We start from the raw sequence: 12,276 nt of genomic DNA, 5'->3' as shown, positions 1-12,276 counted from the left end.
GGTGCGCTTCGCGTGCCCGCCCTTTCCGCGTTGCCAGGACTTTCCGTGGCCTGCCGCCATGGGGAAATTTTCGGACCGCTCCGCCCGGTCCGGTTTCGGTGATTCGCACCTTGACACGATCGCTGCCGCAGCCCACCCTCTTCATACCGACCGCGCGGTACGGCATGGTCCACATGGTGGGATGGAGAGTCATCGATGACGCTTCTCGGTGAGGCAGTACCCGGCGAAGACCTGCTCGCGGTCGACGGCCTCACCGTGCGCTTCGGCGGGCTCACCGCCCTGCACGACGTCCACCTGAGCGTCGACGCCGGCACCGTCGTCGGGGTCATCGGGCCCAACGGCGCGGGCAAGACGACGCTGTTCAACGTCGTCTGCGGGTTCGTCCGGCCCCAGGCCGGGCGCGTGCTGTGGCGGGGACAGCCGCTCGTCCGGCACCGCCCCGAGCACCTCGCCCGGCTCGGGATCGTCCGGACGCTGCAGGGCCTCGGCCTGTTCCCCGGGCTGACGGTGCTCGAGAACGTGATGACCGGCGCCGGCCGCCACGCCCGGACCGGCCTGGTCCCGGCCCTCGCGGGCGCCGGGCGTTCGGCGCGCGACGAAGCCGACCTGGCCACCCGAGCCCGGGAAACCCTCGGTGAACTGGGCATCGCCGACCTCGCCGGCCGACTGCCCGGCGTGCTGCCCTACGGCGTGCGAAAACGCGTGGCGCTCGCGCGGGCCCTGGTGGCCGAACCCGACCTGCTGCTGCTCGACGAACCCGCGAGCGGGCTGTCGGCCGCGGAGCTGGCCGAGCTTTCGACGTTGATCGTCTCGCTGCGGCAGCGGATGGCGGTCGTGCTCGTCGAACACCACATGGACCTGGTCATGGGAGTCTGCGACCGGGTGGTGGTGCTCAACTTCGGCGAGGTGATCGCGGCCGGCACCCCCGCCGAGATCCAGGCCGACCCCCGCGTGGCCGAGGCCTACCTCGGCGACCCCGCCGAGGAGGCGTCCGGTGCTTGAGATCGAAGAGCTGTCCGTGGCCTACGGCGCGGTCCGCGCGCTCGACGGCGTCGGCATCACCGTCGAACGCGGCGGGATCACCGCCGTGCTCGGGGCGAACGGGGCCGGCAAGACGACCTTGCTGCGCACCATCAGCGGACTCCACCCCGCCCGCGGCGGCCGGATCGCCTGGGACGGCAGGGAACTGACCGGGCTGGCGCCGGACCGGATCGCCCGCGGCGGGGTCGCGCACGTGCCCGAAGGCGGCGGGGTGATCACCGAGCTGACCGTCGACGAGAACCTCCGGCTGGGCGCGCTGTGGCGGCGTGACCGCGCCGACCGGGCCGCCGCGCGGAACGAGATGTACGAGCTTTTCCCGGCGCTGGAAGAACGTGCGGCGAAACCCGCCTCGACGCTCTCCGGCGGCGAACGGCAGATGCTCGCCATCGGCCGCGCCCTGATGAGCCGGCCCGGGCTGCTGCTGCTCGACGAACCGTCGCTCGGCCTCGCCCCGCTCATCACGGCCCGGATCATGGGCATCCTGCGCGACCTGCGGGCCACCACCGGGCTCACCGTCGTGCTCGTCGAGCAGAACGCGCACTCCGCGCTGTCCATCGCCGACCGCGGGTACGTCCTCGCGCTCGGCCGGGTCGTGGCCGTCGACACCGCGGCGGAACTGCTGGCCGACGACGGCCTCCGCCACGCCTACCTCGGTTTCTGAGGCTTCCGAGGCTTCCGGAGCTTTTCCACGACCGGTTACATGGAGGTGAACGGTCCGGTATGCAGGACTTCTTCGACCTGACCCTCGGCGGGATCTCGGCCGGCGCGGTGTACGCGGCGCTCGGGCTCGCCCTGGTCATCATCTACCGGGCCACCCGGGTGGTGAACTTCGCGCAACCCGCCCTCGCCCTGATTTCGACCTACCTCGCGTACTCGGTGACGAAGGCGACGGGCAGCTACTGGCTCGGTTTCGCCGTCGCCATCGTCGCCGGGACCGTGCTGGGCGTCGCCACCGAACGGCTGCTCATCCGGCCGCTGCGGCACCGCTCCGAGCTGAGCTCGATCATCGTCACGCTCGGGCTGCTGCTGGTGCTGCAGGCGGTCGCGGGCATGATCTGGTCCAACGAGCCGCTGGCGTTCCCGTACGCCTTCGACTTCCGCGGCCGGTTCTCCGCCAACGACCTGTTCGTCGTGCTCGTCGTCGTCGCCATCGCCGCGCTGGTGCTGGTGGTGTTCAAGTACACGCCGCTGGGCCTGCGGATGCGCGCGGCGGCGTTCGCCCCCGAAGTGGCGCGGACGCTCGGCGTGCGGGTCGGGCTGATGCTCACCGCCGGCTGGGGACTGGCCGCGGCCGTCGGCTCGCTGGCCGGGCTGCTCGCCACCCCGCCGTTCCTGTTCCCGAACGTGCTGGACGGCGTCTTCGTCTACGCGCTCACCGCGGCGGTGCTCGGCGGCCTCGACAACCCGCTGGGGACCATCGCCGGCGGGTTCGTCCTCGGCGTCGGACTGTCCTATGTGTCCGGTTACCTGGGACCGGAGATGGTGACGATCGCCGCGCTGGCGATCCTGGTGGTCGTGCTGACGCTGCGGCCCGCCGGGTTGTTCGGCCGGGCCAAGGTGAGGCGGGTATGAGCGTGCGCACGGAAGTCCCGGATACCCGGGTGGAAACGCCGGTGAAGCGCCGGGTGCTGCCGCCGCTGCTCGTCCACGCGCTGGCCGCACTGGGTGCGTTCGCCGTGATCGTCGCGCTGACCCTCGTCACCGACGAGTTCACCAACCTGCGCATCGCGACGATCGGCTACTACCTGATCGCGGTGGCCGGGCTGACCCTGCTGACCGGCCTCACCGGCCAGGTTTCCCTCGGGCACGGCGCGTTCATGTTCATCGGCGCCTACACGGTGGCCTTGCTGGTGCGGCGGGTGCCGTCGTTCCCGCTGTGGGCGGACCTGCTGCTGGCGTCGGCCGCCGGCGGGCTCGCCGGGCTGCTGGCCGGCGCGGCGGCGGCCCGGCTGCGCGGCCCGTACCTCGCCGGGGCGACGCTGGCACTGGCCGTCGGCCTGCCCGCGCTGACCCGGAAGTTCCCGGACTTCCTCGGCGGCAGCAACGGGCTCAGCTTCACCGTCCACAGCAGACCGTCCGGAATGGTCGGCCTGGTCCCGGAACTGCGCTGGCAGACCTGGATCGTCTGGCTCAGCGTGCTGCTCGCGCTGGTGCTGGTGGTGAACATCGTCCGCGGCCGGCTCGGACGGGACTTCCGCGCGGTGCGCGACGACGAGGTCGCCGCCGGGCTGAGCGGGATCGCCGTCGGCCGCACGAAGATCCTCGCGTTCCTGGTCAGCGCGGTGTGCGGCGGGCTCGCCGGTGGCCTGCAGGCGTTCCTGCTGGGGACCGCCGCGCCCGGCTCGTTCACGCCCGCGCTGTCGCTGAGCCTGCTGGCCGCGGTGGTGCTGGGCGGGCTCGGTTCCCTGTGGGGCGCGCTGTGGGGTGCGGTCGCGCTCGTGTACTTCCAGGCCTGGTCCGAAGACCTCGCCGACGTCCTGCACCTGAACACCGACGTGGCCAACAACCTCCCGCTCGCGGTGTACGGCGTGATCCTCATCGTCGTCGTGCTCGCCTTCCCGCGCGGCATCCAAGGCGGCGTCCACCGGCTCGGTTTGCTCCTCCGTCGATCCGCGAAGCAGAAGGAGAACCATGAGAAGCACTAAGATCGGCGCGGGTTTCGCCGCCCTCGTCCTGGCGCTGACCGCGTGCGGCGGGGCGGGGGAGAGCGACGGCGCCGGGCAGCAGGCCGCCGATTCGGCCGTCGGCGTCACCAAGGACACCGTCGTCATCGGCACGCACCAGCCGCTCACCGGCCCGGCCGCGCCCGGGTACAGCAAGATCTCCGCCGGCGCCCGCGCGGTGTACCAGGCGATCAACGACGGCGGCGGGATCAACGGCCGCAAGATCGAGTACAAGGTGGAGGACGACGGCTACAACCCGACGAAGACCGTCGAGGTCGTCAAGAAGCTCGTCCTGCAGGACAAGGTCTTCGCGATCGTCGGCGGCCTGGGGACGCCGACGCACTCGAAGGTCGTCGACTACCTCAACGCCGAAGGCGTGCCGGACCTGCTGGTGTCCTCGGGCGCGCTCGCCTGGGACAACCCGCAGCAGGCCCCGATGACCTTCGGGTACCAGGTGGACTACACCCGCGAAGGCAAGATCCAGGGCAAGTACATCAAGGACACCTTCGCCGGCAAGAAGGTCGGGTACTTCACGCAGAACGACGACGTCGGCCGCGACACCCAGGCCGGGCTCGACCAGTTCGTCAAGGACCAGGTCGTCGTCCGGCAGGGCTACGACAGCGCGAACACCGACGTCACGCCGCAGCTGTCCGCGCTCAAGGCGGCCGGCGCGGAGGTCGTCGTCTGCGCGTGCATCCCGGCGTTCACCGCGCTGTCGATCCTGGCCGCGGCCAAGATCGGGTACAAGCCGCAGTTCGTGGTCAGCAGCATCGGCGCGGACCCGGCGACGTTGTCCGGGCTGCTGCAGGACTTCGCCAAGCGCGGCGGCGCCAGCGTCTCGAGCGGGCAGCTGCTGGCCGGCCTGATCGGCACCGGGTACCTGCCGGACGTGGCCCAGACGTCGGACCCGTGGGTCGCCTACTTCAAGGGCATCCACGGCAAGTACATCCCGAAGGAGCCGTTCACCAACACCGTGCTGTTCGGCATGGTGCAGGCCTACACGTTCGGGCAGGCGCTCAAGGCGGCCGGACCGGACCCGACGCGGCAGAAGGTCGTCGACGCGATGAGCTCCGGCGCGCTGAAGGGGCCGGGCCTGACGCCGTTCGGGTTCTCGAAGGACTCGCACGCCGGCTACACCGGCGCGTTCGTGTTCAAGGTCAACCCGGACGTCACGACGACGGTGATCCAGCCACCGGCCGTCACCGACCGTGGCACGGGCGCGATCACGCCGTACTCCGGTGAGCGCGCCACTCCGGAGCAGGTCAACCTGGTGAGCAAGTGACAACCGGGCCGGCTCGTGGGCGCCGCGGGCCGGCCCGTCCGCTCACATAGGGTGGCGACATGAGTGTCAGGGAGAAGGTCGTGCGGGCGGCGGTGCGGCTGTTCGCCGAGAAGGGCTTCGAGGCGACGACGGTCCGGGAGATCGTCGAGGAGGCCGGCGTCACCAAAGGCGGGCTGTACCACTACTTCGAGTCCAAGGACGACCTGCTCTTCGAGATCTACGCCGCGATGCTGCGGATGCAGACGCGGCGGATGGTGACGATCGCCGAATCGGACCTGCCGCTGCCGGAGCGCCTGCACGCGATCGTCGCCGACGTCGTGGTCACGAGCATCGCCGACCTCGACGCGGCGACCGTGTTCTTCCAGTCGTTCCCGCTGCTGGAGAAGTCCAAGCAGGTCCAGGTGCGCGCGGAGCGGCGGACCTACCACGAGCGGGTCCGCGACCTGGTCGCCGAAGGCCAGCGGACCGGCGTCTTCCGCGACGACGTCCCGGCCGACCTGGTGATCAACTACCACTTCGGCGCCATTCACCGGCTCGGCATGTGGTACCACGCCGATGGCGAGCTGTCGGGGGAGCAGGTGGGGACGCACTTCGCGGACCTGATGCTGCGCAGTCTTCGTCCTTAATGGACTGTCCACAGCCGAGGGCTGGTACAGTCGGGGGCATGTCGAGCCCCGAAGCGTCCAGGACCGGGCTGCCGGTCTTCCCGGCAGCCCGGTAGCTCGCTTTCCCGGCCTCCGGGTTCCCGGGTGACCACGAAATCGTCCGTCGATCTCGTGCTCCCTGGAGTTTCGTGTGCCCCTGTACTTCCTCGCCCTGGCCGTGTTCGCCATGGGCACGTCCGAATTCATGCTGGCCGGGCTGGTGCCCGGCATCGCCGCCGCGCTCGGGGTTTCCCTGGCGCAGGCGGGGTACCTGACGTCGGCCTTCGCCGTCGGCATGGTCGCCGGCGCACCGCTGATGGCCGCGCTCGCGCGGTCGTGGCGGCGCCGGACCGCGTTGCTGTGTTTCCTGGCGCTGTTCGCCGTGACCCACGTCGCCGGCGGGCTGACGACGTCGTTCGCCGTCCTGCTCGGGACGCGGGTGGTGGCGTCCGTGGCGTACGCGGGCTTCCTCGCCGTCGCCTTGACCGCCGCCACCTCGCTCGTCCCGCCCGGGTGCCAGGGCCGGGCGCTCGCCGTCCTGCTGGGCGGCACGACCGTGGCCTGCGTCGCCGGGGTGCCGGGCGGGGCGCTGCTCGGCGCCGCGTTCGGCTGGCGGTCGGCGTTCTGGGTGGTCGCTCTGCTGTGCTTGCCCGCCTTCGCCGCGGTGTGGCGGGTCCCGGACACCCCGGCGGGCGCGAAGCCGTCCGGGCTGCGTGCCGAGCTCGCCGAGCTGCGCCCGCTGTCCGGCGTGCTCCTGCTCGGTGCGCTCGTCAACGCCGCCACGTTCGGCGTCTTCACCTACCTGGCGCCGCTGGCCGGTGGCGTCGCGCCGGTGCCGGTGGTGCTCGCCGCCTTCGGCACCGGGTGCTTCGCCGGCGTCACGGCGGCGGGGCGGCTCGCGGACCGGTGGCCGGGCCGGGTCGTCGCGATCGACGGGGTGGCGCTGCTCGGCGGCTGGATCGCCGCGGCACTGACCGCACACAGCCCGGCGGCGCTGGTCGCCCTCGCGTTCACCCAGGGCGCATCGTCGTTCCTGGTCGGCGGCACGCTGATCACCCGGATCCTGCAGCTGGCCACGAAGGCACCGACAATGGCGGGCTCGTACGCAACCGCGGCGCTCAACGGCGGCGCCACCGCCGGCCCCGTCCTCACCGGCGCGCTCCTCGGTGCGGTCAGCCCGTTCTGGGTCGCCGCGGCGCTCGTCGCGACGGCGTTGCTGCTGGCGTCGGCCCTACGCGGAAACTTCGTCACGCCGACGTGAGTGAGCCCCCCCAGCGCCCCAAGGTGGCCTTGGTTGCGTTCAACGCACCGAAGGCCACCTTGGGTGCGTTGAACGCACCGAAGGCCACATTGGGGCGCTGGGGGCTAGCCTGCGTCCCGGCCGAGGTAGGCCAGCACCGCCAGGACCCGGCGGTGCCCGGCGCCTTCATCGGACGGCAGCCCGAGCTTCGCGAAGATGTTCCTGATGTGCTTGAGGACCGCGCCGTCGCTGACGACCAGCAGCTCCGCGATCGTGCTGTTGTTGTAGCCCTCGGCCATCAGGCCCAGCACTTCGCGCTCCCGGGCGGTCAACGCCTCCAGGGGGTCCGCGGCGCGGTGGCGGGCCATCAGCCTGCCGATCACCTCGGGGTCCATCGCCGTGCCGCCGCCCGCGACCCGCCGGAGGGCGTCCAGGAACCGCTCGACCTTGCCGACGCGCTCCTTGAGCAGGTAGCCGACCCCGCCGACGCCGTCGGCGAGCAGCTCCACCGCGTAGCTCGTCTCCACGTGCGCCGAGAGCACCAGCACCGGCAGCGCCGGGTGGATCTCGCGGGCGCGGACGGCGGCGCGCAGGCCCTCGTCGCGGTGGGTCGGCGGCATGCGGACGTCCATCACCACCGCGTCGGGCCGCTCGCCCTCGATGAACGCCAGGAAGTCCTCGGCGTTGTCGACCGCGGCGGCCACCTCGATGCCCGCCGTTTTCAGCAGCAGGGAAAGGCCCTCGCGCAGCAAAGCGTCGTCTTCGGCGATCACGACCCGCATGGCAGCTCCACTCGCAGCACGGTCGGCCCACCGGGTGGGCTGGTCAGGGTGAGGGTTCCGTCGAAGGCTTCGGCGCGGCGGCGGATGCCGGCCAGCCCGCTGCCACGGGACTCGTCGGCACCGCCACGGCCGTCGTCGCGGATGTCCAGGCGCAGCAACGACGTCGTGCCGCCGAGCGTGATGTCCACTTGGGACGCGTCGGCGTGCTTGGTGATGTTGGCCAGTGCCTCGGCGACGACGAAGTACGCGGCGGCCTCGACCGCGGCCGGGCGGCCCGTCTCGTCCTCGACGGTGACGGCGGCCGGCACCGGGCTGCGCTCGGCGAGCGCACGCACCGCCCCGGCCAGGCCGCGTTCGCTCAGCAGCGGCGGGTGGATGCTGCGGACGACCGTGCGCAGCTCGGCCAGCGCGTCGGTCGCGGTGTCCTGCGCCTTGACCAGCAGGTCGCGCGCGGTGGCCGGGTCGCGCTCGTAGAGCTGGTCCGCGATCCCGAGCTGCAGCACGACCGCCGCGATCCGCGCCTGGGTGCCGTCGTGCAGGTCGCGCTCGATGCGCCGCAGCTCGGCGCCGTGCGCCTCCAGCGCCGCCGCGCGGGTCGCGGTCAGCTCGGCGACCCGGTCCGCCAGCACGACGCCCGGGGCGGGGGCGAGCAGCCGCTGCGCGGTCCGCGCCTTCCAGCGGGTGACACGCGGCAGCAGAAGGGACACCGCCGCCATCGCGAGCCCGGTGAGCACGCTCAACGCGGCCATCGGCCACGAGTTCACGACCAGCCCGAAGGAGCCTTCGATGCCGCCGGGCACGGTCGGCCAGACGAAGGCGAAGACGACCTGCTGGAGCGCGCCCAGCGGCAGGCCGAACGCCAGCGCACCCAGGAGCGTCCCGGTCGCGGCGTGGACCGCGAGCCACGCGAGGTCGCGGCGGGTCGCCGGGTCCTTCAACGGGGAGCCGTCGCGGTAGGGCTCGGGGATCGGCTCGCCGAGGTACCGCGCGGCCAGGCGGCGATCGACCCCGGTGGGCCGGCGCGCCAGCCGGATCATCGGGGCCAGCGACGGGATCCCGATGCCGAACGGGCACAGCAGCAGCACGGCGAACAGCCCGGTGAGGGCGAACATCGACAGCAGCGACGTGCCGGCGCCGACCACGAGGTAACGAACCGCCGACCAGCACTCGCGCAAGCGGGTCGTCACGCCCACAGTGTCCCACCCCACGTCCCACCCCACCGCCGGGGTAGTGCTGGCGCTACCCCGGATCCACCTCCCCACGGGATCGATCCGCCGGCCACACCGCCCTAGTTTTCCTTGGGAGAGAACGAAGGGGATCGAGATGACCACAGCGTATGCGCTGGAACTGACCGGGGTGCGGAAGGTGTACGGCTCCGGTGACGGCGCCGTCACCGCGCTCGACGGGGTGTCGGCGGAGGTGCGGCGGGGGACGTTCACCGCCGTGATGGGCCCGTCCGGCTCGGGCAAGAGCACCTTCCTGCACTGCGCGGCCGGCCTCGACCGGCCGACGTCGGGGCGGGTGCTGCTCGGCGGCACCGAGATCGGCAGGCTGAAGGAACGGCAGCTGACGGAGCTGCGGCGCACCCGGATCGGGTTCGTCTTCCAGGCCTACAACCTGCTGCCGTCGCTGAACGTGCTGCAGAACATCACGCTGCCGCTGCGGCTCGCCGGCACCAAGCCGGACCCGAAGTGGCTGCGGGAGGTCGTCGACGGCGTGGGGATCGCGAACCGGCTGGAGCACCGCCCGGCGGAGCTGTCCGGCGGGCAGCAGCAGCGCGTGGCGATCGCGCGGGCGCTCGTCACCCGGCCCGAGGTGGTGCTGGCCGACGAGCCGACCGGCGCCCTCGACACCCGCACCGGCCGGCAGGTGCTCGACCTGCTCCGCGTGATCGTCGAGGAGATGGGGCAGACCGTCCTGATGGTCACGCACGACCCGGTCGCGGCCTCCGCCGCGCACGGCGTGCTCTTCCTGGCCGACGGCAAGCTGGCCGGGCACCTCCCGCACCCCACCCCCGAGCGGGTGGCGGAGCGGATGACGCACCTCGGGGAGTGGTGAGCGTGCTGTCCCTCGCCTGGCAGACGATCCGGAGCAGGCTCGGCGGGTTCGCCGGCGCGTTCCTCGCGATCCTGTGCGGCACCGCGCTGGTGGCCGCCTGCGGGATCCTCATGGAGTCCGGCCTGCGCGCCGGGGTCCCCACCCAGCGGTACGCCGCCGCGGCGGTCGTCGTCGGCGGGGCGCAGAGCGTGCGCCCGCCCGGCGCCGACGCCCTGTCCGCCGAGCAGGTCGGCGAGCAGCCGACGGTCCCGGCGGCGCTGGCCGGGCGGATCGCCGCGGTGCCCGGGGTGCGCGCGGCGGTCGTGGAGCAGAGCTTCCCGGCACAGGTCGTGACCACCGACGGCCAGGTGCTCGCCGGGCGGGAGTCGCTGGGGCACAACTGGGACGCGGCCGTGCTGGCGCCGTTCACCCTGCGCGGCGGCGACGCACCCGCGACCGCGGGCGAGGTCGTGCTGGACGCCGACTCCGCGCGCCGGGCCGGCGTCGGCATCGGCGGGCAGGTGCGGATCACGACCCGGGCGGGCACGGTGGCGTACAAGGTGAGCGGCGTCGTCGACGGCACCTCGCGCCAGTCGGCGGTCTTCTTCACCCCCGAACGAGCCGCGGAGCTGGCCGGACGGCCCGGTCGGGCGCACGCGATCGGCGTCCTCGCCGAGCCGGGGACCGAGCCGGAGACGCTCGCCGAGCGGGTGCGGGCCGTCACCGGCGGCGCCGAGGTGGCCACCGGCGTCGAGCGCAGCAGCATCGAGTTCCTCGACGTCAGCCAGACGCGGGTGCTGCTGCTGGCCATCGCCGGCTCGTTCGGCGGGTTCGCGCTGCTCGTCGCGGTGTTCGTGGTGGCGAGCACGCTGGCGCTGACCATCAACCAGCGCCGCCGGGAGTTCGCGCTGCTGCGTGCGGTCGCGGCGACCCCGCGGCAGATCCGCAAGCTCATCGGCACCGAGACGACGCTGATCGCGCTCGTCGCCGGCCTGCTGGGCAGCGTGCTCGGCCTGGCGGTCGCGGGTGGCCTGCGGGACGCGTTCGCCGCGATCGGCGTGATCCCGGCGGACTTCGGGCTGGCGATCAGCCCGCTCCCGCTGCTGGCCGCGATCCTGCTCGGCCTGGGCGCGGCCCGGCTGGCCGCCTGGGCGGCGTCCCGGCGGCCGTCGTCGATCCGGCCCGTCGAGGCGCTGGGCGAGGCCGCGGTGGAACGCCGTGAGCTCGGCCGGGTCCGCCTGCTCACCGGCTGGGGCCTGGTGCTGGCCGGCGTCGGCGGCACGCTCGTCCCGCTGTTCCTGCGCGGGGACATCGCCGCCGCCACCTCGTCGATGGCGACACTGGTGATCGTCATCGGGCTGGCCGTGGTCGGGCCGCAGGTGACCGGGCTGGTGATGCGGCTCCTGGTGCCCGTGCTGGCCCGGCTCTGGCGGATCAGCGGGTACCTCGCGGGGGCGAACACCCACGCCAACGCCCGGCGCGTCGCGGCGGCGGTGACGCCGGTGATGCTGGCGGTGGCCTTCGCGCTCGCCACCTTCTACGGCCCGACGGCGGCCACGGCGGCGGCCCGGCAGGAGACGGCCCGGTCGACGACCGCCGACTACGTGCTCACGGCACCGGGCGGCGTCGCGCCGGAGGTGGCCGCGGCGGCCGGCCGGGTGCCGGGGGTCGCGGCGGCGACCCCGGTGGTCCGCACGTCCGTGATCACCGCGACGCCGCTGGCCGACAGCGTGGAGGTCAAGCGGACGCCGGCGCAGGGCTTGGCGGGCGACCACGCGGGAGCCGCCCTCGAACTGGGCGTCGACGCCGGCCGGCTCACCGACCTGACCGGCGACACCGTGGCGCTGAGCCGCGCGGAAGCGGACTGGCTGGACAAGGAGCTCGGCGACGAAGTGGAGTTCTACTTCGGCGACGGCGTCCCGGCGAAGCTGCGGCTGGTCGCCACCTACACGCACGACCTGGCCTTCGGCGACTTCGTGCTGCCGGTCGCACTGGCCCGCGAGCACATCGGCGGCCGCCTGGACGATTCGGTGCTGGTCCGGCGGCAACCCGGCGCCGACGCGGACGCGGTGGCCACGGCGCTGAGCGCCCTGCCGTACCCGGGTTTGGTGCTGGCCCCGGCGTCGGCCACCACCGCCCCGGAGGGAGGCGAACGGCAGGCGCAGTTCTACCTGAACCTGGTCGCGGCCGGGGTGATCGTCGGGTACCTGGCGATTTCGGTGGCCAACACGCTGGTTCTGACGACCGCGCAGCGCAGCCGGGAGTTCGCGCTGCTGCGGCTGATCGGCACGACCCGCCGCCAGGTGACCCGCATGATGCGGCTGGAAGCACTGGTCACGGTCGGGATCGCGATCGGCATGGGGACGCTGGTGGCCCTGATCCCCCTGGCCCTGCTGAACATCGGGCTGCGGGGCAACCCGGTCCCGGCCGGACCGCCGTCCGTCTACTTCGGAATCATCGCCGGTGCGGCCGTGCTCGGGATGGCGGCGATCGGGGTGGCGACGTCGGTGGCGCTGCGGGCCCGGCCGATCGACGCGATCGGCGTCCGCGAATAGCGGGTGCGGGGTGCGCCGGCCCGGCGCACCCC

Annotated in this window: 11 protein-coding genes; 9 read left to right on the top strand and 2 right to left on the bottom strand. The window is 73.1% G+C overall.

What is annotated here, in order from left to right; all coding sequences use genetic code 11:
• Positions 1-195: 195 nt before the first annotated feature.
• From ACLJQE_RS36100 to ACLJQE_RS36070, 7 genes are all read left to right on the top strand, one after another.
• On the top strand, positions 196-1,002 hold the full coding sequence (locus ACLJQE_RS36100) for an ABC transporter ATP-binding protein (RefSeq protein WP_410644040.1): 807 nt from the start codon (positions 196-198) through the stop codon (positions 1,000-1,002).
• Entirely contained in the window at positions 995-1,702 is a 708-nt protein-coding gene (locus ACLJQE_RS36095) for an ABC transporter ATP-binding protein (RefSeq protein WP_410644039.1), read from the top strand. The genes ACLJQE_RS36100 and ACLJQE_RS36095 overlap by 8 nt, the downstream gene beginning before the upstream one ends.
• A 59-nt stretch (positions 1,703-1,761) precedes the next feature.
• Positions 1,762-2,613 carry a branched-chain amino acid ABC transporter permease gene (locus ACLJQE_RS36090; protein ID WP_410644038.1) on the top strand — a complete coding sequence of 284 codons (852 nt, stop codon included), beginning with the start codon at positions 1,762-1,764 and terminating at the stop codon, positions 2,611-2,613.
• Positions 2,610-3,686 (top strand): branched-chain amino acid ABC transporter permease, encoded by a 1,077-nt coding sequence (locus tag ACLJQE_RS36085; protein WP_410644037.1) that lies wholly within the window; start codon positions 2,610-2,612, stop codon positions 3,684-3,686. Before ACLJQE_RS36090 ends, ACLJQE_RS36085 begins: the two co-directional genes overlap by 4 nt.
• On the top strand, positions 3,673-4,986 hold the full coding sequence (locus ACLJQE_RS36080) for an ABC transporter substrate-binding protein (protein WP_410644036.1): 1,314 nt from the start codon (positions 3,673-3,675) through the stop codon (positions 4,984-4,986). The genes ACLJQE_RS36085 and ACLJQE_RS36080 overlap by 14 nt, the downstream gene beginning before the upstream one ends.
• 59 nt (positions 4,987-5,045) lie before the next feature.
• Positions 5,046-5,612 carry a TetR/AcrR family transcriptional regulator gene (locus tag ACLJQE_RS36075; protein WP_410644035.1) on the top strand — a complete coding sequence of 189 codons (567 nt, stop codon included), beginning with the start codon at positions 5,046-5,048 and terminating at the stop codon, positions 5,610-5,612.
• Positions 5,613-5,769: 157 nt separating this feature from the next.
• Entirely contained in the window at positions 5,770-6,891 is a 1,122-nt protein-coding gene (locus ACLJQE_RS36070) for a Cmx/CmrA family chloramphenicol efflux MFS transporter (protein WP_410644173.1), read from the top strand.
• A gap of 104 nt (positions 6,892-6,995) precedes the next feature.
• Here ACLJQE_RS36070 and ACLJQE_RS36065 read toward each other — a convergent pair whose 3' ends face one another.
• Complete coding sequence (locus ACLJQE_RS36065) at positions 6,996-7,652, bottom strand: response regulator (RefSeq protein ID WP_410644034.1); 657 nt, start codon at positions 7,650-7,652, stop codon at positions 6,996-6,998.
• Positions 7,640-8,839 carry a sensor histidine kinase gene (locus tag ACLJQE_RS36060; RefSeq protein ID WP_410644033.1) on the bottom strand — a complete coding sequence of 400 codons (1,200 nt, stop codon included), beginning with the start codon at positions 8,837-8,839 and terminating at the stop codon, positions 7,640-7,642. Before ACLJQE_RS36060 ends, ACLJQE_RS36065 begins: the two co-directional genes overlap by 13 nt.
• 136 nt (positions 8,840-8,975) lie before the next feature.
• On the opposite strand from ACLJQE_RS36060, the gene ACLJQE_RS36055 reads away from it, so the two are divergent.
• Together ACLJQE_RS36055 and ACLJQE_RS36050 are read left to right on the top strand one after the other, a co-directional pair.
• The gene (locus ACLJQE_RS36055; protein WP_410644032.1) at positions 8,976-9,710 is read left to right on the top strand and encodes an ABC transporter ATP-binding protein; all 735 of its coding nucleotides are present in this window, start codon (positions 8,976-8,978) and stop codon (positions 9,708-9,710) included.
• Complete coding sequence (locus ACLJQE_RS36050; protein WP_410644031.1) at positions 9,704-12,244, top strand: ABC transporter permease; 2,541 nt, start codon at positions 9,704-9,706, stop codon at positions 12,242-12,244. The genes ACLJQE_RS36055 and ACLJQE_RS36050 overlap by 7 nt, the downstream gene beginning before the upstream one ends.
• Positions 12,245-12,276 lie beyond the last annotated feature (32 nt).

Source organism: Amycolatopsis sp. lyj-346 (assembly GCF_046548975.1).
Classification (GTDB): domain Bacteria; phylum Actinomycetota; class Actinomycetes; order Mycobacteriales; family Pseudonocardiaceae; genus Amycolatopsis.
This window is presented reverse-complemented; position numbering and strand designations above follow the sequence as displayed.